General features: G+C 47.0%; 29 protein-coding genes. 27 read left to right on the top strand and 2 right to left on the bottom strand.

What is annotated here, in order from left to right; all coding sequences use genetic code 11:
- Nucleotides 1-36: 36 nt before the first annotated feature.
- The 10 genes from H70357_RS15880 (at nucleotide 37) to H70357_RS15925 (ending at nucleotide 8,141) form a co-directional block, all read left to right on the top strand.
- The gene (locus H70357_RS15880) at nucleotides 37-1,101 is read left to right on the top strand and encodes an ABC transporter ATP-binding protein (RefSeq protein ID WP_038591318.1); all 1,065 of its coding nucleotides are present in this window, start codon (nucleotides 37-39) and stop codon (nucleotides 1,099-1,101) included.
- Between the two features lie 70 nt (nucleotides 1,102-1,171).
- Entirely contained in the window at nucleotides 1,172-1,966 is a 795-nt protein-coding gene (locus H70357_RS15885; RefSeq protein WP_038599651.1) for an ABC transporter permease, read from the top strand.
- 49 nt (nucleotides 1,967-2,015) lie between these two features.
- On the top strand, nucleotides 2,016-2,759 hold the full coding sequence (locus H70357_RS15890) for an ABC transporter permease (RefSeq protein ID WP_179091683.1): 744 nt from the start codon (nucleotides 2,016-2,018) through the stop codon (nucleotides 2,757-2,759).
- Nucleotides 2,760-2,940: 181 nt separating this feature from the next.
- Nucleotides 2,941-3,684, top strand: coding sequence for an AzlC family ABC transporter permease (locus tag H70357_RS34365; RefSeq protein ID WP_052092056.1), 744 nt, complete (start codon nucleotides 2,941-2,943; stop codon nucleotides 3,682-3,684).
- Nucleotides 3,681-3,995: an AzlD domain-containing protein gene (locus H70357_RS15900; RefSeq protein ID WP_052092057.1), complete on the top strand. Its 315-nt coding sequence runs from the start codon at nucleotides 3,681-3,683 to the stop codon at nucleotides 3,993-3,995. Before H70357_RS34365 ends, H70357_RS15900 begins: the two co-directional genes overlap by 4 nt.
- Nucleotides 3,996-4,023: 28 nt before the next feature.
- Nucleotides 4,024-5,553, top strand: coding sequence for a MocR-like pyridoxine biosynthesis transcription factor PdxR (pdxR, locus tag H70357_RS15905; RefSeq protein ID WP_038591324.1), 1,530 nt, complete (start codon nucleotides 4,024-4,026; stop codon nucleotides 5,551-5,553).
- Between the two features lie 79 nt (nucleotides 5,554-5,632).
- Complete coding sequence (locus H70357_RS15910; protein ID WP_038591327.1) at nucleotides 5,633-6,628, top strand: ROK family protein; 996 nt, start codon at nucleotides 5,633-5,635, stop codon at nucleotides 6,626-6,628.
- An 84-nt stretch (nucleotides 6,629-6,712) separates the two neighbouring features.
- Nucleotides 6,713-6,970, top strand: a complete 258-nt coding sequence (locus H70357_RS15915) for a hypothetical protein (RefSeq protein ID WP_052092058.1) — start codon at nucleotides 6,713-6,715, stop codon at nucleotides 6,968-6,970.
- Nucleotides 6,971-7,020: 50 nt separating this feature from the next.
- A complete protein-coding gene (locus H70357_RS15920; protein ID WP_038591330.1) occupies nucleotides 7,021-7,533 on the top strand; it encodes a GNAT family N-acetyltransferase in 513 nt (170 codons plus the stop codon).
- Nucleotides 7,534-7,604: 71 nt separating this feature from the next.
- A complete protein-coding gene (locus H70357_RS15925; protein WP_038591333.1) occupies nucleotides 7,605-8,141 on the top strand; it encodes a hypothetical protein in 537 nt (178 codons plus the stop codon).
- 138 nt (nucleotides 8,142-8,279) lie between these two features.
- On the opposite strand, the gene H70357_RS35310 is transcribed toward H70357_RS15925, so the two are convergent.
- A complete protein-coding gene (locus tag H70357_RS35310; RefSeq protein WP_081965813.1) occupies nucleotides 8,280-8,720 on the bottom strand; it encodes a DUF4395 domain-containing protein in 441 nt (146 codons plus the stop codon).
- A gap of 503 nt (nucleotides 8,721-9,223) precedes the next feature.
- Here H70357_RS35310 and H70357_RS15935 point away from each other — a divergent pair.
- From H70357_RS15935 to H70357_RS16015, 17 genes are all read left to right on the top strand, one after another.
- Nucleotides 9,224-9,883 carry a response regulator transcription factor gene (locus tag H70357_RS15935; RefSeq protein WP_038591339.1) on the top strand — a complete coding sequence of 220 codons (660 nt, stop codon included), beginning with the start codon at nucleotides 9,224-9,226 and terminating at the stop codon, nucleotides 9,881-9,883.
- Nucleotides 9,884-9,963: 80 nt separating this feature from the next.
- Nucleotides 9,964-11,256: a HAMP domain-containing sensor histidine kinase gene (locus H70357_RS15940; RefSeq protein WP_231578437.1), complete on the top strand. Its 1,293-nt coding sequence runs from the start codon at nucleotides 9,964-9,966 to the stop codon at nucleotides 11,254-11,256.
- Nucleotides 11,257-11,316: 60 nt separating this feature from the next.
- Nucleotides 11,317-12,399, top strand: a complete 1,083-nt coding sequence (locus H70357_RS15945; RefSeq protein WP_231578438.1) for a hypothetical protein — start codon at nucleotides 11,317-11,319, stop codon at nucleotides 12,397-12,399.
- A 216-nt stretch (nucleotides 12,400-12,615) separates the two neighbouring features.
- Nucleotides 12,616-12,891 (top strand): hypothetical protein, encoded by a 276-nt coding sequence (locus H70357_RS15950; RefSeq protein ID WP_038591348.1) that lies wholly within the window; start codon nucleotides 12,616-12,618, stop codon nucleotides 12,889-12,891.
- 147 nt (nucleotides 12,892-13,038) lie between these two features.
- Nucleotides 13,039-13,287, top strand: coding sequence for an aminoglycoside adenylyltransferase domain-containing protein (locus H70357_RS37140; protein ID WP_442950473.1), 249 nt, complete (start codon nucleotides 13,039-13,041; stop codon nucleotides 13,285-13,287).
- Nucleotides 13,288-13,498: 211 nt separating this feature from the next.
- A complete protein-coding gene (locus tag H70357_RS15960) occupies nucleotides 13,499-13,954 on the top strand; it encodes a GNAT family N-acetyltransferase (protein ID WP_038591353.1) in 456 nt (151 codons plus the stop codon).
- A gap of 292 nt (nucleotides 13,955-14,246) precedes the next feature.
- Nucleotides 14,247-15,335: an IS200/IS605 family element RNA-guided endonuclease TnpB gene (tnpB, locus tag H70357_RS15965; RefSeq protein WP_038591356.1), complete on the top strand. Its 1,089-nt coding sequence runs from the start codon at nucleotides 14,247-14,249 to the stop codon at nucleotides 15,333-15,335.
- Between the two features lie 331 nt (nucleotides 15,336-15,666).
- Entirely contained in the window at nucleotides 15,667-16,311 is a 645-nt protein-coding gene (locus H70357_RS15970; protein ID WP_038591358.1) for a uridine kinase family protein, read from the top strand.
- Nucleotides 16,312-16,607: 296 nt separating this feature from the next.
- Nucleotides 16,608-17,387 (top strand): CPBP family intramembrane glutamic endopeptidase, encoded by a 780-nt coding sequence (locus tag H70357_RS15975; protein ID WP_038591361.1) that lies wholly within the window; start codon nucleotides 16,608-16,610, stop codon nucleotides 17,385-17,387.
- Nucleotides 17,388-17,418: 31 nt separating this feature from the next.
- Entirely contained in the window at nucleotides 17,419-18,579 is a 1,161-nt protein-coding gene (locus H70357_RS15980; RefSeq protein WP_038591363.1) for a sensor histidine kinase, read from the top strand.
- Complete coding sequence (locus H70357_RS15985; RefSeq protein ID WP_038591366.1) at nucleotides 18,579-19,235, top strand: response regulator transcription factor; 657 nt, start codon at nucleotides 18,579-18,581, stop codon at nucleotides 19,233-19,235. Before H70357_RS15980 ends, H70357_RS15985 begins: the two co-directional genes overlap by 1 nt.
- Before the next feature lie 260 nt (nucleotides 19,236-19,495).
- On the top strand, nucleotides 19,496-20,065 hold the full coding sequence (locus H70357_RS15990) for a TetR/AcrR family transcriptional regulator (RefSeq protein ID WP_038591368.1): 570 nt from the start codon (nucleotides 19,496-19,498) through the stop codon (nucleotides 20,063-20,065).
- A 61-nt stretch (nucleotides 20,066-20,126) separates the two neighbouring features.
- Entirely contained in the window at nucleotides 20,127-21,581 is a 1,455-nt protein-coding gene (locus H70357_RS15995; RefSeq protein ID WP_038599661.1) for a DHA2 family efflux MFS transporter permease subunit, read from the top strand.
- Nucleotides 21,582-21,745: 164 nt separating this feature from the next.
- A complete protein-coding gene (locus H70357_RS16000) occupies nucleotides 21,746-22,078 on the top strand; it encodes a PadR family transcriptional regulator (protein WP_038591370.1) in 333 nt (110 codons plus the stop codon).
- Nucleotides 22,078-23,415 carry an FtsW/RodA/SpoVE family cell cycle protein gene (locus H70357_RS16005; protein ID WP_038591373.1) on the top strand — a complete coding sequence of 446 codons (1,338 nt, stop codon included), beginning with the start codon at nucleotides 22,078-22,080 and terminating at the stop codon, nucleotides 23,413-23,415. Before H70357_RS16000 ends, H70357_RS16005 begins: the two co-directional genes overlap by 1 nt.
- Nucleotides 23,412-24,353, top strand: a complete 942-nt coding sequence (locus H70357_RS34370) for a hypothetical protein (protein WP_052092059.1) — start codon at nucleotides 23,412-23,414, stop codon at nucleotides 24,351-24,353. The genes H70357_RS16005 and H70357_RS34370 overlap by 4 nt, the downstream gene beginning before the upstream one ends.
- Nucleotides 24,354-24,379: 26 nt before the next feature.
- Nucleotides 24,380-25,150, top strand: coding sequence for a M15 family metallopeptidase (locus H70357_RS16015; RefSeq protein ID WP_038591375.1), 771 nt, complete (start codon nucleotides 24,380-24,382; stop codon nucleotides 25,148-25,150).
- Nucleotides 25,151-25,214: 64 nt separating this feature from the next.
- On the opposite strand, the gene H70357_RS16020 is transcribed toward H70357_RS16015, so the two are convergent.
- Complete coding sequence (locus tag H70357_RS16020) at nucleotides 25,215-26,117, bottom strand: DMT family transporter (protein ID WP_038591378.1); 903 nt, start codon at nucleotides 26,115-26,117, stop codon at nucleotides 25,215-25,217.
- Between the last annotated feature and the right edge of the window lie 106 nt (nucleotides 26,118-26,223).

A 26,223-nucleotide genomic window follows, 5' to 3' on the forward strand; every position in this document is an offset into this window, starting at 1 on the left:
GTACTGAACCCAATCTTTAGCTTAGCGAGGTACAATATGAACGCCATTCAAGTGCAGGACTTACGCAAAACGTTTAAAGTCCAAAAGAACCGCGAGGGCCTCAAAGGGGCCTTCGCTGATTTGTTTAAGAGGGAATACTCCGAAGTGACGGCAGTGAAGGACATTTCGTTCACGATTCCTCAAGGTGAAATTTGCGGATACATCGGTGAGAACGGTGCAGGCAAATCGACCACGATTAAAATGCTCACCGGCATTCTCGTTCCAACTGCTGGCAGCCTGACTGTAGGCGGGTTTGTTCCGTATGCCGAACGTGAGAAATTTGTGCAGAACATCGGCGTAGTCTTCGGGCAGCGCAGCCAGCTGTGGTGGGATATCGGCGTGATCGAGTCTTTTCAGCTGCTGCGCAAGGTATACCGGGTCTCCGAACAAGATTTCAAAAAGCGTCTCGATGAGCTAGTGTTACGTCTGGAGCTGCAGGATCTGCTGAACCGGCCGGTCCGCAAGCTTAGCCTCGGCCAGCGGATGCGCTGCGAGCTTGTGGCCGCACTGCTCCATAACCCCTCGATCCTGTTCCTGGATGAACCGACCATTGGTCTCGACATTGTCGTGAAATCGGAGATCCGCGAGTTTCTGAAGGACATGAACCGGGAGCATGGCACAACCATTCTGCTGACTACCCATGATCTGCAGGATATTGAAGCGCTCTGTTCACGGGTCATTATGCTCGATGATGGGCGGATTATTTATGACGGCGGTCTGGAGGACTTGAAACAGCGCTGGGGAACCGGGCGTGAGGTGGTATTCCAATTCGGCACAGCTACGAAGCTCAGCCAGATAATGCAATGGACGGAAGGTATGCCGGTGACCTGGACGGCCGAGAACGACCTCGCCGCCAAAGTCTGGATTCCGCTGGAGCTGAATGTATCGGATGTGCTGGGACGCGTGGTAGGCCTGGCAGATATAACAGACATCAAGATTATCGAAACCAACACAGACGATATTGTCCGCAGTATTTATCAATCCGGATCGGCGGAGAAACCGGAAGAGATGATCGCGGCTTTGCAGGAAGAGAAAGAGGTCATACATGTCGGACAAGCTTAACGCCGCTGTTTCCAGCTCCGCGGGTGGCTCCTCTTCCTCTGGAGGACAGCCGGAAAATGGACACAGACTTTTGCTGGGCGCTTATTTTGATTTTATCCGCATCCGCTTTCTGACCATGCTCGCTTACCGTGTGAACTATTATTCAGGGATTCTAATCTATACGCTTAATATCGGGGTGAACTATTTCACCTGGAAGGCCATTTATGGGAACGGGGAGTCGCTTGGCGGGTTTACTGGAGCGCAGATGACCACCTATGTGGCCGTCTCATGGATGGCGCGCGCCTTTTATTTCAACAACCTGGACCGGGAGATCTCCACGGATATCCGGGACGGCAGCATCGCCATTCAGTTCATTCGTCCTTATAACTACGTATTGGTCAAAATGATGCAGGGACTCGGCGAAGGGTTATTCCGCTTCATGATGCTGATGATTCCGGGGATGGTCATCGCCATTCTGTTATTTCCGGTGCAATTGCCGACAGAGCTTTCGGCCTGGGCCGGATTTCTGGTCATGCTCTTCTTCAGCTTCCTGATCAGTTCACAGATTAACGTTATCACAGGGCTGTCCGCCTTCTTCGTGGAGAACAATGAAGGCATGATGCGCATGAAGCGGGTCATTGTAGACCTGTTCTCCGGCTTGATTATCCCGATTAGCTTGTTCCCGGACTGGCTGTCCGGTGTGCTGAAGGTTTTGCCCTTTCAAGCCATCACCTACCTTCCGGGCTCCGTGTTTACGGGCCGGGTACAGGGTGTGGGCATATGGAATGTGCTCGGTGTCCAGGTGTTCTGGTTCCTGGTGCTGCTGATTCCAATTGTCTGGCTATACCACGCGGCGCGTCAGCGGCTGTTCGTGCAGGGAGGGTGAGGAAGGTTTGTATTATCTGGGATTGTTAATCGAATATTTGAAAAATTATATGAAGACCCGGCTGACCTACCGCGCCGATTTCTGGGTGGAGGTCATTTCGGATCTGCTGTTTCAAGCGACTAATTTTATTTTTATCCTTGTGATCTTTATGCATACCGACAGCCTGGGCGGCTGGAATCAAAATGAAGTGGTGTTCGTATACGGCTTCTTTATGGTCCCGTACGGCGTCTTCAGCTGCTTTGTGAACATGTGGGGCTTCAGTGAGCGTTATATCGTCAAAGGCGAAATGGACCGGATTCTGACCCGGCCTGCGCATAACCTCTTTCAGATCTTTCTGGAGAATGTAGACCCGCCAGCCCTGTTTGGTTCGATCATTGGATTGATTATTATGGCAATCAGCGGCGCTAACCTCGGACTGCCGTTCGAGTGGTGGACGATACCGGCACTGATCCTCCTTACGCTTAGTGCGGTAGCCATCTATACGGGGATTTACACCACGCTGACTTCATTGTCATTCTACTCCGATGCCCCGACCGGCATTTTGCCGCTGATGTACAATATTCAGAGCTATGGCCGTTATCCGGTCACGATCTACAACCGGGCTATTCAGGTATTGCTCACCTGGGTTATTCCGTTCGCCTTCGTCGGTATTTACCCGGCAGCACTCTTTCTGGAACGGGATGAGATGCGAGGAATGGCGCTGCTGACTCCTGTAGTCGGTGCGGTATTCCTTTGCCTTGGTCTTGTTTCTTGGAACTACGGGGTTAAACGGTATAAGGGAGCAGGCTCCTAAAGCAGCTTTTCAGCCATAAAATAGTATCAGCAAGGCAGACAGGAGAAAGACACCCTGTCTGCCTTTTTTCTGTCTCTGTAGAATTGGTATGGCGGATAGAGTGCAAAGTGGTTATTTCCCGGCACAGACCGAACAGGTAAGCTGGCTGTATGGTTTAAATGTGCTAAGGGAGTGATCGAACATGGGGGTCTTTGGAGCCGAGTTTAAAAAAGGGTGTTTGGATTCTTTGCCGATTGTCGCCGGTTTTATTCCTGCCTGTTTTACTTTTGGGCTGGTTGGCAAGGGACTTGGACTTGGAAGTCTGGAGGTTTTTCTGATGTCAGCATTGATGTATGCGGGCACAAGCCAATTCGCTGGCGTCAAGCTGCTTGCGGCAGGGACGGCGGCGCCTCTTATATTGCTGCTGACCTTGGTTATTAATTTAAGATACCTGATGATCAGTTTGTCCTTTTCAGGGTTGGTCAGACGAAACCTCAGTACTGCGGTGAAGGCGTGGATCGGCTTCAGTTTAACAGAAGAGGTCTATGCTGTAAGTATGCTAAGCCATAAGCAGATTTTAGGGCAGGAAGCAGCGGACGGGCAATCACCGGAGTTGCCGCTGCATTATCTTCTTGGCCTGCAAATTCCTCCTTATACTGCGAATCTTGTGTCCACAGCTGCTGGTATATCCCTTGCAGCCTATATTCCGGCCGCTTTTTTACCCGCGCTGAACACCTCGCTATATGCTTTATTGATTGCATTAATTGTTCCTCAGCTGCGGGGCAGCAGGCGCAATCTGGTGATTTGCCTGTGCTCGGCGTTGTTCTCCTGGGTTCTGCAACCTTACCTCGGGAGTTCTGCTGTGCTTGCCGCCATGCTGGCAGGAATGACTGCCGGCCTTCTCGTTCCAGTTCGGGTTAACAGGGCTGTGGAGGAGACCGCATGAACATTGCAGTGATCGTTGGCATGGCGCTGATCACCTTTTTGCTGCGATTCGCGCCGCTGCTGCTTACCCGTGATTTCCTTCCGAAAACCGGTAAAATCAAGATGATGCTGGATCATTTGCCGCTGGCTGTACTGAGTGCCTTAACGGTACCGGGGATCTTTCAGGTAGATCCCAAAGCTCCGCTGATCGGTATCGCTTCCGGCGCTGCTGCTGTTATACTGGTCTTAGGCCGTAAAATACCGCTGCTGCTTGTTGTTCTGGGTGCGGTAACAGCGGCAGTTATAGTAAAGGTGATATCATTAAATTTCTGATATATGATGAAATGTGGAGAGGTGCCCGATGAATCATGAACTGCTAATCACGCTTGACAGAGATAGGGCAGTGCCTTTAAACCGGCAGATCTATGAGCAGATTCGGACAGCTATCCATTCCGGAGCTTTAAGTGGAGGCGATCCGTTGCCGCCAACGAGAATGCTGGCCAAGCAGTTATCCCTCTCGCGAAGCGTGGTTCTGCAGGCATATGAGCTGCTTCAAGCAGAAGGATATCTGGAAATGCGCAAAGGTGCGGGAACTTTCGTTACGGGTCTGCGGCCAGAGTACGGGCTATCAGGCGATGACCCTGACATGGAAAAGATTGCACAGGAGGACCGGCAACTTCACTTGAAGAATGAACTGGCCCTCTCTTTGCTTACACCTGATGCTATCATGGATAATGTCGGACCTGGTGCCGTGTTTTGTGATTTCCGCCATGGTGTGCCTGCCTGGGATGCCTTTCCCATGGATAGCTGGCAGAAAGCGCTCATGAATGCCTGCCGCAGCGCCACGCCGCAGACACTGGGATATGGAGCTGCGGAGGGCTCATATTCCTTGCGCCAGGAAATTGCCCGGCTGCTGCGTTCAACACGTTCCATTCCCGTGACTGCCGAGCAAATTGTGATTACATCGGGGGCAACGCAGGCCTTGGATATTTTAGCGAGGTTATGTTTGAGCAAAGGCGACGGATTGATTATGGAAGATCCCACCCACCATACGGTACGCGCAATATTCAGGTTCTCCGGCGCTGAGATTATACCGGTAACGGTGGATGAGGAAGGCATAACCGTTGAAGACTTCGACAAACGTGTTCTTCAAGCGGCAGAAACAGGGCAGAGCAAGATTCCGAAGCTGATTTATGTCACGCCATCCCATCAGTTCCCGCTCGGGACAACGATGTCATTAAGCCGCAGGGTTCAGCTTCTGAAATGGGCAAAGGCGCATGACGCGTTAATTATTGAAGATGATTACGACAGTGAATACAGATACGATGGTCCTAAGCTGTCAGCACTTGCCGGTCTGGATCCCGGCAGCAGGGTGGCCTACATCGGAAGCTTCAGCAAAATCCTGTTTCCGGCGCTCCGCATAGGCTATATTATCCTGCCCCCATCCATGATCCCGGGATTTCTGGCGGTCAAATGGCTTGCCGACCGGATGTCTCCTGCTCTGGATCAAGAAGCGCTGGCTGAATTTTTGAAGTCTGGACAATATGCCCTTCATGTTGCCCGAATGAATAAGCTCTACGCCGGGCGCAGAAGTTGTCTGCTTCACAGTCTGCGGAAGGAGTTTGGCCCTCGGGTGCGTACGTTTGGTGAAGAGGCAGGCCTGCATGTGCTGGTTGAGCTGGATTCACCGGCAAATGAAAATGATATAGCGGCAGCTGCGCTTCGGTATGGCGTACGTATCTATCCAGCCTCTTCTTACTTCGTGGGTTCCAAGCCGCAGAAGCCTGTATTTCTGCTGGGTTACTCCAATCTTACGGAAAGCCAGCTGAAGAGCGGGGTGCAGGCGATCCGCAGGGCGGAAGACGATGCGAAGACAATGAGCTTGCATTAATATGGCACGAATAGGGTTTTGAAAAAGTTGAAAGATCATCACTATAAAAATGAAATTGGCGGAATTGAGGAGGTACTGGATGAAATCATATATCCTTGGGGTAGATTTGGGTGGAACGAATATCAAAGCAGGGCTGTTTGATACCGGTTTTACAGCAATCGGGGAATTGTCAACGGCTACTGAAGCCGCGAAAGGACCGGCATTTGTGCTCGAACGGATTCGAAATGCGGTTCAGCTGCTAACGGAGGAGCATGGAGTTGCTTTGGAGCAGATCCAATGCATGGGACTGGGCATCCCCGGTTTGCTTGATCCGGAAGAGGGACTGTCCATCTTCTCTCCTAATTTTCCGGATTGGGAAAACATACATATTGTAAATGAAATGAAAAAGTTCTACTGCTTTCCTGTATTTATTGATAACGATGTGCGAGTCAATATGTACGGTGAATGGCAGTTTGGCGCAGGCAGAGGGTATAGAAATCAGGTGCTGCTTACGCTAGGAACGGGACTAGGTTCAGGAATCATCACTCAGGACAGGGTGCTTTACGGTACTACTTTCAGTGCCGGGGAAATCGGGCATATGAACATGTACAGGAACGGCCGCCCTTGCCGCTGCGGAAGCTCCGGCTGTCTTGGGAGGTACGTGTCCGCTGTAGGCATGGTCAACACTTTTAAGGAAAAGCTGGGTGAAGGCAGAACCAGTATCATTCAGACTTGGACAACCGGTAATAATGATGCCATAACCGCTTTGATGATCTCTGAGGCGTATGATCTAGAGGACAGCCTGGCTGTCGAGGTGATGCATGAGACAGGGGTTTTGCTTGGGTTTGGACTGGCCAATGTCATTAATCTGCTGAACCCGGATGTGGTCATTATCGGCGGGGGAATGGCGGCGGCAGGGGACAGGCTGCTGCGCAGTGCCCGGGAAACGGTAAATGCACATGCACTGAAACTGGCGGGCGGCAAATGCAGGATTGTTCAGGCTCAGCTTGGCAGCAGGGCCGGAACGCTGGGGGCTGCATACTACGCGTATAAGAAGGATTGTGTTAAGCTGGGAGATGAAGGAAAAAAAGTGTAATCTAGTGATTACCGTAGACATCAGGCAATCAAGAGTATTGATAAAATCGAAAATGATATCGAACAGCCGCTTGCCGCTCCAGAAATGGACTATGTAATCCGGTTTGAGGAGCCTGTTAAGTTTGCCCAAGCACTGCCGGAAAGTGAAGATCCAACGGAACAGCCTATCTCGTCTGTCTATACGTCTGTTCCCGATACTCATATCTATAAACAGATTAATGGACAGCAGAGTGAATGGATCGGTCCTGAGTCGTTAAAAGCAGGAGATGAAATTGAACTCACTTATTTTTATCCGCTGACCCCTGTTTTTTTGGCGATGGAAATTAAAGTGCTGAGTGAATAGCAAACACTGAAAAAAAAGCAGCATTCTGCTTGAATGGAGGAAGACATACCATGAGTTTACCTGTACAGATCCGTCCTATGACCCAAGAAGACATAGAGATGATCTATGAAGGCTTATCCGGTCACGATATCAGTAAACCACTAGAGTATATCAAAAGCTGCTGGGAAGAAAACCGTAGTAAAGAAAGAGTGACGCTCCTGGTGTCCCTTGAGAGTAAGCTTGCAGGCTGGGGCCATGTGGTGCTTCACCCGCAGTACCCCTACTTTAAAGAGCACGGAATCCCTGAAATCCAGAACTTTGACATTATCCCCCCGCTCCGCAAGCTGGGCATAGGGAGCCTGCTTATCGAGGCGCTGGAAAAAGAGGCATTTGTGCAGTCGGATACGATAGGTATAGGCTTCGGGTTGTATGCTGACTATGGTACTGCACAAAGAATGTACATCAAGCGCGGCTTTGTCCCCGATGGCAGAGGGATAATGTATAACGATATGCCCGTAGTTCCAGGAAGCCAAATTTGTGTAGATGATGATCTGACGCTATTTTTAATCAAAACCAAAGCATAAAACATTTAATTCCGATAAAAATAGCGCATGCTATGCTATATAGAGCGGACAGAACAAGCAGGAGGGCGAAAATGAAACGAGAGATCCAGCATGTACCCTATGGCTATGAACCACCAGCCAGCGAACGCAAAGGAACGCTAGTTTTCTATGATTCCTTTGAGCATATAAGTGATCAGGAGCTGGCTGAGGCAGCCCGGACGGCTACAGAACGCAAATTCACCAAGCTGGTGCTGTATCCGTTGCATGAAGAAACGGTAAGGCGGATGACGAAGGAGCCTGTACAGGCGTATTATAAGCGGGAAGACCGTTTACATGAGTGGAGAAGAGAACAGGGACTTTCATTTATCACTGTGGAAACTCTGGAGGGAAAGCGGAAGAAATATACGCCGCTCGATTCTGCACTCCGTCATATTAGTGAGGTGTATCCTTCGCCGTATTTCCTGTATCTTACACCAGAGATGGCTAATTTGTTTGCTTCTTATTCCTCCTTTGAGGAGTGGATCGTGAAGCTTCGGCTTATTCTGAGCGAAACTCCATCTACTATTCATCCAAGGCTTGAGAAATTTCGCCATCGCTGGGATGTTGCGGGCGACGAAGAGAGGAAATAACCTGTGGCAGGAGTTGGCCAGCACATTCAATGCCAGTCTCAAGCAGCAGTGAAGACCCAGGTCTCATTGCTGCTTGTTTTGTTGTTGCCGGTAACAATGTCCGCCGCTGCGGCTGCTGTCATTACACGCTATACAGCGTTATTGAGTGCTTCCCTGTTTGCGTTTGTAGTTGTACATTCTCCACTGGTAATGGATAAAGCAGCCAACGCAGAATCCGAGAATAGCGACAGTTGCTGCGACCGCTACCAATGCGGTGAAGATATATGCGGCAATATTCCAGCCTGCCAGAAAGCTGATCAGACCAGCGGCAAGACAGAAGACGGCTATGCTTTGGTTAAATTGCTGCTGCTCCCAATCTTCGTGCACATAAGCAGAGTGTTCTTTCTTGAGGAAATTTACCCCAACCTTCATCACGGGATTGTATCCGAACAGTAGACCGGACAAGCCGGCGGCTAGGGGAATCGCAAGTATCCAATGTTGTCCTGTAAGCCAGGTTAATAATACGGAGATCACGATAACTGCCTGGTTGGTTTTGACCAATGGTCTGGGGATTCCTTTGGATTTGATATCTTTACCCATCTAATTCACACCTTTCGCATTGGAATTAATTAAATTATAGCGGATCCCTCTGCCACTAGCAATCAGAAAAGACTTATTTAATCTCAAAATTTCCATCCTTTACGTTCGTGTAGGTAATGTCCTTAGTCCACATGGCTCAGTCGCTTCAACAGTTTAACTCAAATGAATTATTCTTTGACTCCTTCAGCCTTGAAAGTTAAGCTGTTTTTTGTCTGCAAGTTTCCTTCTTCCAAAAAAAGAGACTTAAAAAAGTGACTTTCAGCGCCAAACCGAAAGAGTCATGAAGAATTCTGAAATCTGGTATGTTAAAGTGTAAATAGTTAACAACACAAGAAAGAAGGGCTGAATATGATCTATGTTGTGCTGGACGACCGAGGCTTTACCGATACGTGACGGTCCGGATTGTAAAGAATACGCGCTAAATTTGTAAGCTGATGCTAGCTGATGAAGTCTATGTGAACAGAAATTTTCGCTACTATAGGAATCAGGAGGATATTCAGTGGATGGCCCATATACTAGTGGTTGAAGATGAACAGCCGATCAGCGATTTGATTACCATGAACCTTAAGCTGGTCGGACACACGTATTCCAAAGCTTATACCGGTTCAGAGGTTTCTGGAATTCTAGAACAGGAGCGAACGGATCTTATTCTGCTTGATGTGATGCTTCCCGGTATGGACGGGTTTGAAGTGATGCAGCAGATTGCCCACTTGCGGATTCCGGTAATTCTGATTACGGCCAAAAATGCATTGGCAGACCGCATCAAAGGGTTCGAGTTAGGTGCGGATGATTATATTATAAAACCCTTTGAAATCCTTGAGCTGCTGGCCCGTATCAATGTCGTGCTGCGCAGGAACGAACAAACTGCCTCTGCTTTTATTTGCGAAGAGGTGGAGGTCCGGTTTCCGGAACGTCAGGTCCGGGTAGACCAGTTGCCGGTGGATTTGACCACCCGGGAATTTGAGCTGCTCGAAGTGTTGATCCGCAACCGGAATATAGCCCTCTCGAGGGAAAAGCTGCTTGAATTGGCCTGGGGCTATGATTTTGCCGGCGACACCCGCACCGTGGATGTCCATATCCGTCAGCTGCGCAAAAAACTGGGCTGGGAAGAACGAATCAAAACCGTATTCAAGCTGGGCTACCGCCTGGAAGTTCAGGTCTAGCCATGCGGTTCTGGCATAAGATTCTCCTCTCCGTCCTCGTGCTCTTCATTGCAGCCCTCGATGTAAGTGTAATTATGGTGATGAAAAAAAGCTGGCAGCTGAACATGGACAGCGAGACTAAGCGGGCGGCCAGCGAGCAGCTGCTGATTGCCAATAATATATACGAGAATCTTGATTCTATCCTGGCACGGGGCATCACCCTCACCCCTGTCTTGCTGCTCAGTGTGGCTGAGTCATATGGTGAACACTACCGCACACAAGGAATTGGCTTGGAGCTGCGGGAGAACGGTCGGCTAATCTACCCGAATACGGGCGGAAAGGACGGTATGCAGGATGAACATACCATCCGGTTATCCATGCCGCTTCCTGCTCCTTACCAGCATATGGAGCTGGCCTATAAGCGCGATATCAGCGGGCTGTATGCCCAGCAGCAGGAGCTGAACCACTTCTTTGTAATGATTAACTGGATTGTAGGTCCGGTGCTGGCGCTGCTGCTCTATCTCCTCATCCGCCAACTGACCAAGCCGCTCAAGCAGCTGTCGGAGACGACCAAGACAATCGCTGAGGGCAATTATTCGAACCGTGTGGAGCTGCACAGTAAGGACGAGTTCGGAGAGCTGGCACTCAATTTCAACCGGATGGCTTCGGTGGTGGAGCAGCGGATGACCGATCTCTCCGACATGGCCGAGGATAAACAGCGGATGGTCGATAATCTTGCCCATGAACTGCGTACACCGCTGACCAGTATGCAAGGTTTCGCTGAATTTCTCACTTCGGCGAACATTGGCCAGGAAGAACAGATAAAGGCTGGCCGCTATATTTGGAGTGAAACGATCAGGCTGAAGAATCTTGCCTTTAAGCTGCTCGATTTGTCCGTCCTCCGGCACCAGCCTCTGGTGCAGTCAGAGGTGGATGTTTCTGGACTGTTCGAGGCGGTAGTGCAGACGGAACATCAAAAAATAACTGAGAACGGAATACTGTTGCAGATTGACAGCTCCATCCCCACCGTGTGGGGAGATGCCGATCTGCTGGCATCCTTTCTGGTGAATTTAATCGAAAATGCCATTCATGCTTCAAAGCCAGGCTGCCAGATCCGCTTGCTAGCCTATAATCAGAACGGGGAGGCTGTGCTGGAAGTGCGTGACAGCGGAAGCGGGATGACGGCGGAACAGAGCAAGCGTGCCTTCGAGCCGTTCTATCGGGCGGACCCTGCACGTTCACGGACCTATGGCAATGCCGGTCTCGGTCTCTCCTTGTGCCGGCAAATTGCCGAGGCGCATCAAGCCAGAGTTGAGCTGCAATCTGTTCTTGGTGAAGGGACAAGCATCCGCATCTTTTTACAACTCCATAACAACTGTCCTCCTACTCCATAACATCTTGGGATTAAGGTATAGACAGATTCAACATCTTTGATCCCAATGGAGGTAATACAATTGAGCAAGAACAAACTGTCTGCTACGTTAGCTGTTATCCTATTTTCAGGAGCTGTGCTCACTGTCAGCGCGACTCTCGTCCCCAGCTTAGTGAACTCCGCAGTCGTCGCCAAGAACAGCCCGGAAATTCAGGGTAGTGCCCAGCTGGCTTTAACCGGAAGCACCGTCCCTGTGCTGAAAGTTGAGGCACCGGCGCCGGTGTCCACTGTGAAAGAAGACCTGCTTAAGCAGATGACTGAGGCGCAAATCCAGCAGATCTATGACTTCATAGACAAGCCGGGCGATCCTCGCAATTCAGGCCGGGAAATGACCGATTCAGAAGTGAACCGCAGACTGGTTCTGGATGACCAGTATGTGTATGATGGGCTCCGCCCCAAACAGCAGCTGCCGTTAAAGCCGGGACAAGCAGAAGTGTATCTGGATTTGGAGACCAATACGTACACATACCCGGAGCGGAGTTTGACCGATGAAGAGCTGCTGCAGCTGATTGACTGGTCCTACCGGGTCAATTATATCTTGTCCAAACGGAATGTGACTGCGCCCCCCCTGCCGCAGGAATTCAGCAAGGCTGAAGCGCAGGCGCTGGCGGCTGAAAGTGTGCGCAAGCTGTTTGATGCCGATATTTCCAAGCTGCAAACGACAGTTATTCTAGATGAACTAAGACTGGACAAACATCCAACCTGGAGCGTTCATTGGTCTCCTTATAAGTCGCAAACCCTGCGGGGGCAAGGCAAGGAATTTTGGCAATATCACGTAATAATTGATGCGAAAACCGGGGTCGTGCTAGATACGACAGCAATTAATTTGGCGCTGAAAAGAACTCCCATCGACAAAGCGGCCGCCAGTGCCATTCAAAAGGATGCCAGCTGGATTCAAAAAGCCACCCAGATCGTTACGGACAAGCAGGGGGAAACAAGAAACATTGTCAAAGCTTATCTGACCGATACCGAAGTTAACAACAAACGCGGGATGGTGGCAGTGAAACTGTTGTTGGAAGACGGAAGCAGCTATACAGCGGAATTCCGCTATCCGAATCAGGCCCTGCGCTGCCTTATCTATGAGGCTGCCGACAAGGCCGATTAAGCAGAAACCGTTTCAAAAAAACGAGTACAAAGTTCCAAATAACAAGAAAAAAAACTTTTCAGCCCTTTCGCTTCCCTGCAGGAAGCCGGAAGGGCATTATTCGTTCCGGGTGTCAGAAGAAAATAGAGTTTTATATAGATTGAACTAAAGTAAAACATGAAACCATTTTTAAACATAATCGTAGCATATTGTAAATAAATAGAATTGAGGTGAAGTATGAAAGCTGCTTTTGATTACTTAAGAAGAGCCTATTATAGGCTTAGTTATTATTATCAGAAATTTCAATTGATTGTAATGTCTTTTGTAGTTGTTGGAATAGTTGATTATTTTTTTATTTACGAGATTTTCGTTTCATTATCAGCATTATTTCCTGTTTTTATTTTAGAAATTGCTCCAGTCATTATTATCATTTTATCAATATTTATTATTCGAGGAATCGTTAAATTTATAAAGAAGATGAAAGAAAACAAACACTTACTATTTTTATTCTAACTAGAAATTATAGTTCAAACGACAGATGAAGCTGGATTTGAAAAATTAGCACGGTTATACATAGATATAGAGGGCTTTGATGGCTGAAGTAGCAATAAAGGTATCTATGGGGATGACTGGTTGAGCCTGCATTCCGTTGACTGGCTCTTGTTAGCTTCCAAATTTATAGCTTGGTGGCAGGAAGGTGTCATCCTGTCTAAAAGCCAGGCAGCAGATTGGGGGCTTTTACATCTTAGTGGCGGATGGAAAGAGAATTTGAAGCGATGCAAGAAGCTAAGGAAGGATCCATCCATGGTAACATGTCTAGAGTATTCCGAATGGCTGAGTAATTTGGAGCCAGCTATTATAGAAGCATCACATGATCTGGACAGAGCTCTCGAAACAACTATTCACTAAAGTAGAATCTTTACAGTCCTATAGAAAGACAGTTAATAATAACTTTTCCGCTAACAGGAAACGCAAGCTCACGCAGGTTAGAAGATTAAGACCTCCCTTTAGAAGCAAACATAGATGTAATAGCTTCTAATGGGGGGGATAAGGGCAGTCTTGTTGAAGAAGGTATACCATTGTAATATAGTATTTTAACAATGAAATATTGGAGGTCCTTATGGAATTCAAAACTGCAAATGTAAACCATCTTCCTGCAATTGTCCGTTTATTAGCGGATGATGAATTGGGGGCTACCCGTGAGCGTTTTGAACACCCACTGCCAAAAGCATACATTGATGCTTTTGCAAAGATTGAACAGCAGATTGGTAATTCCATAATCGTTGCTTTGGATAACAACGAAGTTATTGGTTGTCTTCAGCTTACAATTATTCCGGGGATTGCAAGATTAGGAACGACACGCGGTCAAATTGAAGGTGTTCGTATTGACAGTGATTATCGTGGCACAGGAGTTGGAGAGTCCTTATTTCGTTATGCTATTAATGAGGCTAGAGCAATGGGGTGCGGGATAATTCAACTGACAACTGATAAAAAACGTAAAGATGCCCATCGGTTCTATGAACGACTTGGATTTGTTGCTAGTCATGAGGGTATGAAACTTTTACTAAGTACTTAGTCATTGAACTATCGGGAAACGATAACTCAAAAAGACATGAGGGCATATAACACTTTGATGGAAAGGGAATCAGTGAAATTTAACCATAATTGATGTATGGAACAAATTGGTATTATAAAATATGGTTCACGGTGTGCATTTAAGCGCGCAGCGTCGCATGTTATAATAGTTTTTTCTTCAAAAGCCGAAAAGATTCCGACCTCTATAGGCGGAGATGAATCGGCGGTTTTCAACTATTCAGCGAACATATGTGCTACACTGTAAGAAAATACTACAAAAGGGGGTGTCGCACATGATCGTTCATCAAGCCTATAAATACCGCATCTACCCGAATACCGGGCAACAGCAACTCATTCGTCGAATGTTTGGCTGTTGCCGCTTTGTGTTCAATCATTTCCTGGAAGAGTGGAACCAAACCTATGCCGAGACAGGCAAAGGTTTGTCCTATCAGACCTGTGCGACACAGCTCCCCTTCCTAAAAACACAATATGACTGGCTCAAAGAAGTCGATAGTATTGCTTTACAGTCCGCCGTTCGGCATGTGGCAGATAGCTTTGACCGCTTTTTCAAAAAGCAAAATCAAGCGCCTCGCTTCAAAAGCCGGAAGCATCCAGTACAAAGCTACACCACGAAATTCACGAACGGAAATATCGCCATTGAAGGCAACCAATTGAAGCTTCCCAAGCTCGGCTGGATGCGTTTCGCCAACTCTCGGAAGCTGGAGGGTCGTATACTGTCCGCTACGGTACGGCAAAACGCCAGCGATAAGTATTTTGTCTCCCTGGTTTGCGAGGTCGAAAAGACCCCGCTCCCACAAGCAGATGCACATATCGGCATTGACTTGGGGCTTAAGGAATACGCTGTGTGCTCCAACGGCGAACATTTTGCCAACCCCAGGTTTTACCGTCAATACGAGAAAAAGCTTGCGCTGTGGCAGCGGCGTTTGGCAAGACGCACACCAGGGGGCTCCAACTGGAAGAAAGCCAAGAAACACATTGCTCGTATTCACGAACACATTGCAAATTCCCGGAACGATTTTCTCCACAAGATGACAACGAAGCTGATCCGTGAGTGCCAAACGATCAGCATCGAACATCTGCATGTGGCGAATATGATTCAAAATCCCAAACTCTCCAAGTCCATCGCTGATGCGTCCTGGGGCGAATGGGTGCGTCAACTGACGTATAAAGCATCCTGGTATGGACGAACCCTCCGGGTTGCCGACACCTTCGAGCCGACCAGTCAGCAGTGCCACGTATGCGGCACGATCCATCCCGAAGTGAAGAACCTCTCGATTCGAGAATGGACATGTGTAGCTTGCGGAACACACCATGATCGGGATGAAAATGCGGCTCATAATATCAAACAGGTAGCGGTATAGCAATTACCTATAAAAATAAAACATAGAACTGCGGGAACGCAGGGATCGCTTGCCCATAAGAGGAGGTTGCTCCTCTGTTCGCAAGAATCCACCCCTTCAAGCGTCAGCTAAGTGGTGGAGATTCAATTTGTCGCATTATTATATGAAAATATATCGATCAAGGTGCATTAAAACTAGCTAGAAAAGTTGAAAAAAAAGATGTCCGCATGACCAATAAAAGCGTAGTGTTGAAACCAGCAACTCTGCGCTTTTTTTGTGCAAATTACCTAATTATGTATGGTTTATGGAGAGTTAATGAACATCAATTAATAGAATAGGAATGGGGGCAAATATGGATCAGGTATTACAGAAGATAGCCAATTTGATTAGCGGTGAGGTTAAAAGAGTCACCATTGGGATTTCGGGTCATGGTGCATCTGGAAAGACAACGTTTGCCCATAGTTTTTTAAAGCTTCTGGGACATGATGATGTGAATTATATTAATACTGACCCCTATATTGTCAGCTCTCATCTTAGGAAATACACTTTTATCGACTATGAATATAACAATGAACTTCATCATGAAAAAATGACTGCTTGTCACCCTGCTGCTCATCATATATTCGCTTTAGAAAGAGACATACATATGTTAAGAGATGGTTTAGATTTTTATACAATAGGCACGAATTATACAAAGAGTACGTTAATATCTTCACACAACAAAATAAATATAGTGGAAGGCATGAGTGTTGCCTTTACAGACCCAAATTTGTATGACCTGAAAGTTTACTTATATACGGATGGAGAAACCGAGTTGATGAGAAGGAGTATACGTGATGTTTCTGAAAGAGGAACAGATATTAATTATTTAAGAAAATCTCATGAAGAGCGTAGAATTCAATATGATTTATTTATGCACCCGTATCATCAAAAATTTGATATAGTTTTAAAAAATTCCAACGAAGAGTATATTCTTGAAAAAAGCTGTTTTAATTAAAATGTGAAATAAAGACAAATTGGATATTGAGATTATAAGGTTTACGGGTTCTGGAAAAACATCAATAGTAGATGCTTTACAGTTAAAATCGCACAGTAGGCACATCATTTTAAGACCCTCTTTCCTTCGGGATTGAGGGCTTTTTTCTGCTAATAACTGAATGGCGGAAGCACCGTCCAATTGTGGGGAGAACTCCCTTCTTTCGGATGGCTTATGACGATCGTCACTTATCATATGACGGTCTTTTTTAATATATTTACGACGGGGAATATATTTGTCAAGAAGGAGCGGGAAGGTTGAATAACGAAATAGAAATCAAGCAGTATAGTGTTGGAAAAATATTGGGTTTATGGGCTATAGTCACGTTGCCAATGTTCTTTATTCGATTCGGACTGATGCCGTTTCTGGTGCCAATCGTCAGTTTTCATCCGCTAATTGTCTTTTGGATGCTTATGATTGTCGGCATGATCTGGCAGTTTGTACTATCTGTCATCATCTTGAAAAAAGAACTGGGCAGTTTAAGCTGGGAGAAGCTGAAAAAAAGACTGTGGCTGAATCATCCGGTTCATCCGAAAAAGTTTAAAGTCTACAAAGTCGCTTATTCATTCACGCTTCCGATCATCCTATACGCTTTTTTCTTTGAAAACTCAGGTTTGTTCCAGTTTGTAGGAGAAGCGCTCAACCGGATTTTCCCGTTTATGGCTCCTCAGGAGTATACAAAGATACAAAATCTGATGGCTCCTGAATTTGTCGGTGCCTGGTATCTGCTTGGTATTGCGCTTGTCAGTTGTTTGTTTAATTATTTACTGGGAGAAGAGTTGTTCTTCCGTGGCATTCTGCTGCCGCAGATGAAGGGAGCCTTTGGAAGATGGGATTGGGCCATGAACGGCGTTTTGTTCGCTTTTTACCACCTGCATAAAATAACGGATATTCCTATGATTCTCATCGGATCGATTTTTTTCGGCTTTTTAAATGTCAGATATCGCAGCTTTTGGCCATCCGTCATCATTCACGGGGTGGAAGCCATACCAGTGCTTTTAGGCGTTATTGCGGCCATTCTAGGAATCATGCTGTGAAGTGAGCGATTTCTAAAGGATGTGTGGTTTCATGAATATTTCAACAGTTCATACCCTAAGCAATACGAAAGTATCGAAATTATTTTTCTTTGGACTGGCATGCTCTTACGTGGTCCTGTTATTGCTTTACTTTGTTTTATCTCAATATAAAGGCTTTGCGGTGGTTACGATCCTAATCGGGCTCTATTTCTTAAGACACTCGAAACGAGTGTTAAATCATCCTGAGTATCATCCCATTGTAGCCGTATCCCCGATTGTCGAAATCGTTCTCCTCTTTCTTCTATTCCTGGGAAGCAGAACAGAAATCGAGAGTATCGTATTTGTTCTCTTTATTGCGGATCTTCTCTTACACTACAAGTCGTGGTATGCTTTTCCGTTTGCTTATGGTGGATATTTAGCCTACATTTTTTTGTGGTCACCAGGCGGAGAAGATTTATGGCGGAATATGTTCCATATTTTGAGCTATTCGTTTTTGGTAATACCAATCTGGAGCACCAAGCTGCTGCTCAATCAAAGGGATATGAACCTTCGATTAAACGAATCTTTGATCCAGGAAGCTAGAACTAGAGAAGAGATGGCGGCATTAAAAGAGAGAACGCGGATTGCGGAAGAGGTTCATGATACGATGGGACACACGTTAACTACAGCGATCGTCGCCCTTGAGGGAGCCCAACTGCTCTTCGATAGAAAACCGGAGGAATCTCTTCGGAAGATCCTCATCGCACGCGAGCAGCTGAAGCAAGGACTCGGCAATATCCGTCAGGTTGTCAAAACATTAAAAGCAAAGGAAGGGACTATTGGCGACTTGGGGCTTAAGGAAGGAATACAGAAGATCATGACCGATACGGAAAAGCAGACGGGTGTTCAATTTATTTTACATTTTGAAGAGGTCACCCATCTAATTTCTCTTCAGAAGTATGTTATGATCAACTTCATAAAGGAATCGATCACCAATGCGCTAAAACATGGCAAAGCAAGTGCAATGGAGATCTCTGTCCTTGAGCAGCAAGATACGATTCATATTAGGGTAAAGGACAATGGAATCGGCAGCGATTCATTCATATTTGGGTTTGGTCTGAAAACGATGGAAGAAAGAATTGAGGCCATCGGAGGTCAGTTGAGTGTGCAAAGTGAGCCTATGAAGGGATTTGCACTCCATGTCCGGATGCCTGTTGCAAAGGGGGACGGTTAATGGATAGCGATCGCAAAATCAGCGTCATGCTTGTGGATGATCATAAAATTATGCTTGAAGGTCTGGAAACTTTGCTTTCGATAAGATCGGAGATAGAGATTGTTGGGACGGCCCAAACCGGCGAAGAAGCACTTGAACGGCTGCACTCGGTTGTTCCGGATGTCATCCTGATGGACATCCGCATGCCGGGTATGGGAGGCGTAAAGGCAACCGAAGCCATTAAGGAGCTCCACCCGCATGTGATTATACTCATCTTAACGACCTTTGACGATGATGAGTATATTATAGAGGCTTTATGCAACGGAGCTTCCGGTTATTTGCTTAAAGACATCGATGGAGAGAAGCTTGTTCAATCCATCGATGAAGCGCTCTCCGGAAATTTGCTGCTTACTGGTAAAGTGGCAAAAAAGCTTGCTCTCACGATCCGCAATAAAAACAGGGGGTTTGAAAAAGCAGGTAAGGAACTTGAGCTAACGCAAAAAGAACTTGACCTTGCAAGGCTGCTTATTGAAGGATATAACTCAAAGGAAATTGCCGGAAAATTATTTTTGACTCAGGGAACGGTAAAGAACTATTTAAGTGACATTTATTCCAAGATCGGTACCAATGACCGGGCTAAAGCAGTCTTGTTATTAAAAAGATATTTATCAACATGAGAGAGTGGTGTCAGGAACTGGATTAGTGACTCTGCTTTGAATACGGGTTAAAAACTCTGACCAGGTGGCTTTATCCTGGTCAGTTTTTTCATTATTAAGCTTCTTCAAATTGATCTACAGTTCCTTATCTAGTTAGAGCGGTGATTTTCAATAGGCACCGTAAAGTTTAATTTTAAAATAATTTCACGTTGACATTTAGGCCTCTTCCGTGGTTTTATTATGTAGACCGATTGTTATAAAAGTAAAAGGAAGTGTAGAGCTTGTCGAACAAGCACAATGCACGGGAGGCGATTGTGGACACCGCTTCAAGGTTGTTTTTTACCCAAGGTTATCATGCTACCGGGCTAAGTCAGATCATCAAAGACAGTGAATCGCCGAAGGGATCGCTATATTATTATTTTCCCCGTGGCAAAGAGGAGCTGGCCTTGACCTGCATTAACCGGACCAGTGAGATCGTCGCTAAGCAGCTGCGTCATTATGTGGAAAATGGCAAAAGTGCGGCAATCGCGATTCAGGATTTCATTCTGGGAATGGCTGCTGATGCTGAGAACTCAACCTTTAAAGGCGTTGTTCCGTTCAGCTTCTGGCTGTCTGTAGAAACCTCCTGCGTCAGCGAGGAGCTGCGGACAGCATGCCAAGCCGTATTCAACGACTGGCAGGACGTTGTCATGCAACAGCTGCTTGCTGAAGGCACAGATCAACAAATGGCAGCCGATAAGGCTTCCGTTGTGATTTCTTTGTTTGAAGGGGCACTGCTCCAGACATTGACGTACCGCAATACACAGCCGCTGCTTGCAGCTGCTAGAGCTATACCCGCCATACTGGATTGACAAGAAAGAATATAGAGAGAAAACTATACATTTTCAGGAGGATACAAGAGTGGAAGCAACGATGCAAGGAAAGAAGCAAACCCCAGAAAGAAAGTTCAAGACAATTCCGATCCTCGTCTCCTTATTGCTCGCCGGATTTATCGGCATGTTCAGTGAGACTGCGTTGAACGTGGCATTGACGGATTTAATGCAGGTGCTGAATATCACACCTACAACGGCCCAATGGCTGACAACGGCTTACTTGCTGACACTCGGAATTCTCGTTCCGATCTCAGGTTTGCTGCTGCAATGGTTCACAACAAGACAGTTGTTTATCGCTGCGGTAAGTTTCTCAATTCTGGGAACCTTCCTGGCTGCCATTTCGCCAAGTTTTGAGTTTTTGCTCACGGCACGCGTCGTTCAAGCGATGGGAACTGCACTGCTCCTGCCGCTGATGTTCAATACGATTCTGCTCATCATCCCAGCCGAGAAAAGAGGGGGAGCGATGGGACTGATTGGACTCGTGATCATGGTTGCTCCTGCAATCGGCCCAACCATTGCCGGACTATTGATTGAGAGCTTAAGCTGGCACTGGATTTTCTGGCTGTCGCTGCCGTTCCTGGTAGCTGCACTGATCTTCGGAATTCTGTTTATGCAGAACGTTTCTGAAGTGACGAAGCCGAAAATTGATGCACTTTCCATTCTGCTGTCTTCGTTAGGTTTTGGAGGCATTGTCTACGGATTCAGCAGTGCCGGTGAAGAAGCGGGCTGGGGAAGCCCGAAAGTAATTATTGCCATCGCTATCGGTGTAGTAGCACTCGTGCTGTTCGCTGTTCGCCAATTAACGATGAAGCAGCCGATGATTAATCTGCGTGCATTCAAATATCCTATGTTTACAGTTGGCGTGCTTATGGTCTTCATCTGTATGATGGTTATCCTTTCATCCATGCTGATTCTTCCGATGTATCTGCAGCAAGGCCAAGGTTATACTGCCTTTAAAGCCGGTCTGCTCCTGCTTCCAGGCGGAATTATCAATGGTCTGATGTCGCCGATTATGGGACGCTTGTTCGATAAATATGGACCTAAATGGCTCGTGATTCCAGGGTTGGTCATTGTAGCGGTATCCCTGTGGTTCTTCTCCAGCATCACTCCAACATCCACCGTTGTGTTCGTTATCGTGCTTCATAGTGCGCTGATGATCGGGATTTCGATGATTATGATGCCTGCCCAGACGAACGGGATTAACCAGCTTCCGCTGCAATATTATCCCGATGGAACTGCCATTATGAATACACTGCAGCAGGTAGCCGGTGCAATCGGTACTGCCTTGGCAGTCAGCATCATGACCGCTGGCTCGAAGAGCTTCATGAAGACCGTAACTAATCCAGCCGATCCTATCAATATTGTTCCGGCATTTACACATGGGGTTCAGAACGCCTTTATCTTCGGAATGATTATGGCTATTGTTGGACTGGTTGTCGCCTTCTTCCTGAAACGTGTCATTGTACAGCACAAAGCTCAGGGCATGATGCACTAATAAGAACATTTGTAGTTTTAGAAGCACATCCGCAATGCGGGTGTGCTTTTTCCATATGCTGGACGATATTTGTGAAATAATGTATAGTGTACATAGAATAACGATGTATTAAGGAACGGTGTCAGACTTTGGCCTAATTGAATCCTGAAGGGAGTGTTAACAAAATGAAAGTCAGCAAAGAAATGCTTAAGGGCAGCACAGGGACGTTGATTCTAACGCTGCTGCTGGACAAGCCGCAGTACGGATATGAGCTGATCAAGGAGCTGGAGCAACGTTCCGAAGGTGTATTTTCCTTAAAAGAAGGTACACTGTATCCCATTCTCCATGCGATGGAAAGTGAGCGCTGGGTAGAGTCTTACTGGGTAGAGGTTGAGGGGCGGAAGCGCAAATATTACCGGATATTGAAGGAAGGCGCGGAGAAGCTGAAGGAGAAACAGTCCGAGTGGCGTTTATTTAAAAAAGCGGTGGATACTGTAATTGGGGAGGGCGGAGCATAGTGGAGTCGAAAAGTGGGCTGGAGCAGTATTTGGACAACGTATGCGGTGAAGTCAAAGCCAAGAAAATGCATGCCGAGATCCGCAGCGAGCTTAGGGGCCATTTGGAGGATCTGATGATTGAGCAGGAAAGTCTTGGTGCATCCAAAGCAGAGGCAGAAGTTTTGGCGGTTGCGCAAATGGGTGATCCGAAAGCTGTAGGAAAGGATCTGCATCATATTCATAAACCAAGGACTCCATGGGGTTTGCTGGGAGCTCTGCTGTTGTTCTCTGCGATTGGGTTGTTGGGGATGAGCTCATTGGAAGCAAGCTTTATGAACAACCCGAGAGTTCCTGCAAGCTTTCTGCCGAAGCAATTAAGCTTTATGTTGATCGGGATTGCTTTAATGACTGCCTGCTATTTCATCAATTTTCGCAGGCTTCAAAAGCTGTCCTGGCTGCTGTACATCTTTTCAATAGCAGGGATAATCGCAAGTTTGAAATGGGGCCTCTATGTGAACGGGAGCCGGACTTATTTTTTGGCTTTTGGGGGAATCGTGATCAACCTGGTCTCCTATAGTCCTTATATTGTGCTGGTTGCGCTGGCAGGCATCTTCTCAAAATTTAAAGCGGATGGCAAGCTGGGAACTAAGCGGAATTTGCTCCCGGAGTTAGTTATTCTCCTTGGACCGGCGGCGGCCTATATCATTGCTGGCCCCATACCTGTGTTGTTGCTGTATTTGGTCTGTTCTCTGATATTGTATACCTGGCTTTCCGGGGCCTGGTTGCGTTCGACGTTGATCGGTGGTTTTTTTCTAGCGGCGGGCCTCCGGTATGCGGGGAATAATCAACAGATGAGAGACCGGATTCTGGGTGCAATCAATTACAATATTAATCTGGAGTCCAGTGGATTTGTCTATAAGACCCTGAATGAGGTCATTGCTTCAGCAGGCTGGAGCGGACATGGCTTCGGTGCTGAATTCGAGAGGCTGTCGTATGCATATTCAGATATGCTTCCTGCTTATTTGGTATACTGCTTCGGATGGGGCGGCGGGCTGGTGCTGCTGGGTATAACTCTTTGGTTTTTAATCAAGCTCTTCTCTTCAATTCAGGCAGTGAAAGATTATTATGGCAAGAGTGTTATTATTGCTCTGTCACTCATACTTGCTATGGGACTGTTCTACGGTCTGCTGGTGCTAAGCGGCAAAATGATTCTGACCAGCATTCCATTTCCGTTCATGAGCTATGGGGGCCATGTTCTCATTGAATATGCGGCGCTTGGACTGCTTATGGGCATCTACCGGCGCAAGGATATCACACCTGCTGAACATGAATCACGTACTATAAGGGGGGCATTATGACACAGCAGAGCCAATTCGGTTCACATTGGAATAGAAAGATCCTGCTAAGCTTATCCATTCTTCTGGGTACGGCGGCAGGATACTCAGCATTCGTAGCTAAGCCTGCTTACGCCGCTGGTACACAGCAATCCGCAGCCGTGTACAAACAGTTCCAGACATATGTACAGCAGTCATCTACACTCGTTAAGGCGCGCAGCTATCTCATCAATCATATTGACGAAGCCGGGCTCTGGTATGCTACCCAAATGACTTTGCAGTTAGAAAATGCGCAGAAGGCCGAATTGCCAAAATATACGGAAAAATTGGATTCGGAAGCGGTCCGTCAGGCGATTGACGCAGCGGTTCGGAAAAACGGACTTACCTATACCTCCTTGCTAAACAACATTAAAGATTCCAAGATACGTACAGTACTAATTGAAGGACGAGATAAAGGGTATAAAATCAGAACCAGTGAAGGCATGTACTATCCGGTAATGAATTATGAAAGCTATAAGGCGTTCAAGCCTCATATTAAGACTGATATAGGAACATATATAGATATGATGGCAGCAGAATCGAACAAGCCTAGTCTCAAGGAAGGTTCAATCATAATTAGCTGGAATGAGCTTTTGGCCAGGACACTTGCAATGGAAGATTTCGTTAGAAGGTATCCGCTCTCTGACAGGCTTGAAGCGGTCAAACTTACACTATGGAGTAAAAAAGTAAATCTGTTCATTGGCTCCGGCAATACACCAGCGTATGATTATATCGAAGAAGGTGCTCCGGTTATTATTAACTCTGAACTCCGGCAAGCTTATGAAGCTGCAATTCTGACCGGCAGCGGAGATAGCGAACTTCTCAGAACCATAGAGGAGTTGCTCGCACTGCTGGACCGCAATAACAATGAGTTTACTCCTGATGTTCAAAAGTTTATCAATACGTACTTGGATCCGAACTAGGGGAAGGAAGGAGCTTTATCTTAATTATGAAGCAGCATAGGACAGGCAAAAGGCTGACGGCGATCATGCTCTTGCTGATCTTGGGGATGACCTCAGGCAACACCGAAAGCTCTGCAACAGCGGCAGGTGAACCCGGACAGAAGGCAGGCGCATCAGCACAGCAAGTTAGCACCCAGAAGAAGAATAACCTGCCCAATGGTTTTGTTTATCTGGATGAGATCATTCCAACCGCACAATATGAAATTCGTTATTATAGCGATAATAATTTTACCGGTACACGGGTTGACGGGTACAAAGCTCCTCTGGCGATCTTCTCAAAAACGGCGGCGGCGGCATTGAAGAAGGTTAGTGACGATTTGGAGCGAAAAGGATACATTCTTAGAATATATGATGCTTACCGCCCGCAAAAAGCAGTTAATCATTTTGTCCGCTGGTCGCAGGATGCCGGAGACATTAAGATGAAGCTGCAGTATTATCCTAAGCTGGACAAACAGAATCTGTTCAAGCTTGGTTTTATCGCCAAAAAGTCGGGACATTCCAGAGGCAGCACGATTGATCTGTCTCTCGCCGACAAAAAAACGGCTGCCCTGGTCGATATGGGCAGCCGGTATGATTTTTTCGGCGAGATCTCCTATTATAATACTTCACTGGTCAGCGCCAAGCAGCATGCCAACCGCAAGCTTTTGAAAGATGCTATGGCGAAGCATGGGTTTAAGCCGTACAGTAAAGAGTGGTGGCATTTTACGCTGATTAAAGAGCCTTTTCCGAAACAGTACTTTACCTTTAATGTAGAATAACAAGCTGGGATGATTTACGAAAAATCCGAAATCCCTACGCAAAGCCTCCATAGCCATGACTGTTTCACAAATCCGCCCTGCGTTTTCTCGGCATTCGGTTCATGTTGGCGTTCAGCGGCATTTTTCCCAGCAGTTCGGAGGCGACGATCCCCAGCAGTACTAGCGCTGCCCCGGTGTAACCTTGCATGGACAGCTGTTCCCCGGCAAACCAGAAGCCGAAAAAGGCAGCAAACACAGGCTCAAGGGAGAAGATCAGGCCGGTGCGTGTCGGGGTAGTGTATTTCTGGGCTACCGGCTGTAAGATAAAGCCGCAGGCGCTACAGAGAATGCCAAGCGCAAGAATCGCAATCCAGCCTGGCATGGAAGACGGCAATGACGGTGTCTCGAAGACAGCAGACAGCACAAGGGCGTACCCACCGGCAAAACCTAACTGCAAAATGCCGATATTCAAGGAGTCGCAGGTTTTTACCGCTTTGCCGGTGACAAGGATCTGCACAGCATAAAATACTGCTGACAGGATGCACAGCAGGTCACCCGGCTGCACATGCAGCGAGGAATTTAAGGTCAGGAGCCCGATCCCCGAAATGGCCAGCACAGCGCCAAAGATCTGCGGGGGAGCGACTCTTTTTCTGAAAACAAGCACATCAATCAGTGGAACAAAAATAACGGTCAAAGCGACCAGGAATCCGGCATTGGAGGTAGTAGTTGTCTTCAGTCCGAAGGTGATGCAGGTGAATACGAACAGCAGCAGGAATCCGAGCAGTGCTCCATATTTCAAGGTTCTAAGGTCTATTCTGCGTAGACGCTTGTGAAACAAAATGGCCGCCAGCACAAAAGCAAGGCCGAAACGCAGTGCAATCAGATTAAATTCCCCCAGTGTATCCAGTCCCATCTTCATGAAGATGTAGGAGGAACCCCAGAACATCGTTACTACAATGAGCATTAGCTCAGCCTTAAGCGGCTTCATCTCGTCATCATCCTTCTTTACGTCAAGTGATTATAGTATAATATGGCTTATTACATAAGGTAACTGAATGTTTATCATAGGAAGCATGAGGAAAATTCATGTAAGT

This window comes from Paenibacillus sp. FSL H7-0357 (assembly GCF_000758525.1).
GTDB lineage: Bacteria > Bacillota > Bacilli > Paenibacillales > Paenibacillaceae > Paenibacillus_AQ.

Bases quoted from the DNA above. Each gene is read 5' to 3' on its own strand.
- H70357_RS15920 (WP_038591330.1), top strand. From the start codon at position 7,021: ATGAGTTTACCTGTACAGATCCGTCCTATGACCCAAGAAGACATAGAG.
- H70357_RS15950 (WP_038591348.1), top strand. From the start codon at position 12,616: ATGAAAGCTGCTTTTGATTACTTAAGAAGAGCCTATTATAGGCTTAGT.
- H70357_RS15960 (WP_038591353.1), top strand. From the start codon at position 13,499: ATGGAATTCAAAACTGCAAATGTAAACCATCTTCCTGCAATTGTCCGT.
- H70357_RS16015 (WP_038591375.1), top strand. From the start codon at position 24,380: ATGAAGCAGCATAGGACAGGCAAAAGGCTGACGGCGATCATGCTCTTG.
- pdxR (WP_038591324.1), top strand. From the start codon at position 4,024: ATGAATCATGAACTGCTAATCACGCTTGACAGAGATAGGGCAGTGCCT.
- H70357_RS15890 (WP_179091683.1), top strand. From the start codon at position 2,016: ATGAAGACCCGGCTGACCTACCGCGCCGATTTCTGGGTGGAGGTCATT.
- H70357_RS15935 (WP_038591339.1), top strand. From the start codon at position 9,224: ATGGCCCATATACTAGTGGTTGAAGATGAACAGCCGATCAGCGATTTG.
- H70357_RS15880 (WP_038591318.1), top strand. From the start codon at position 37: ATGAACGCCATTCAAGTGCAGGACTTACGCAAAACGTTTAAAGTCCAA.
- H70357_RS16000 (WP_038591370.1), top strand. From the start codon at position 21,746: ATGAAAGTCAGCAAAGAAATGCTTAAGGGCAGCACAGGGACGTTGATT.
- H70357_RS15915 (WP_052092058.1), top strand. From the start codon at position 6,713: ATGGACTATGTAATCCGGTTTGAGGAGCCTGTTAAGTTTGCCCAAGCA.
- H70357_RS15985 (WP_038591366.1), top strand. From the start codon at position 18,579: ATGGATAGCGATCGCAAAATCAGCGTCATGCTTGTGGATGATCATAAA.
- H70357_RS16020 (WP_038591378.1), bottom strand. From the start codon at position 26,117: ATGAAGCCGCTTAAGGCTGAGCTAATGCTCATTGTAGTAACGATGTTC.
- H70357_RS35310 (WP_081965813.1), bottom strand. From the start codon at position 8,720: ATGGGTAAAGATATCAAATCCAAAGGAATCCCCAGACCATTGGTCAAA.
- H70357_RS15925 (WP_038591333.1), top strand. From the start codon at position 7,605: ATGAAACGAGAGATCCAGCATGTACCCTATGGCTATGAACCACCAGCC.
- H70357_RS15910 (WP_038591327.1), top strand. From the start codon at position 5,633: ATGAAATCATATATCCTTGGGGTAGATTTGGGTGGAACGAATATCAAA.
- H70357_RS15900 (WP_052092057.1), top strand. From the start codon at position 3,681: ATGAACATTGCAGTGATCGTTGGCATGGCGCTGATCACCTTTTTGCTG.
- H70357_RS15940 (WP_231578437.1), top strand. From the start codon at position 9,964: ATGAAAAAAAGCTGGCAGCTGAACATGGACAGCGAGACTAAGCGGGCG.
- H70357_RS15980 (WP_038591363.1), top strand. From the start codon at position 17,419: ATGAATATTTCAACAGTTCATACCCTAAGCAATACGAAAGTATCGAAA.
- H70357_RS15995 (WP_038599661.1), top strand. From the start codon at position 20,127: ATGCAAGGAAAGAAGCAAACCCCAGAAAGAAAGTTCAAGACAATTCCG.
- tnpB (WP_038591356.1), top strand. From the start codon at position 14,247: ATGATCGTTCATCAAGCCTATAAATACCGCATCTACCCGAATACCGGG.
- H70357_RS34365 (WP_052092056.1), top strand. From the start codon at position 2,941: ATGGGGGTCTTTGGAGCCGAGTTTAAAAAAGGGTGTTTGGATTCTTTG.
- H70357_RS34370 (WP_052092059.1), top strand. From the start codon at position 23,412: ATGACACAGCAGAGCCAATTCGGTTCACATTGGAATAGAAAGATCCTG.
- H70357_RS15970 (WP_038591358.1), top strand. From the start codon at position 15,667: ATGGATCAGGTATTACAGAAGATAGCCAATTTGATTAGCGGTGAGGTT.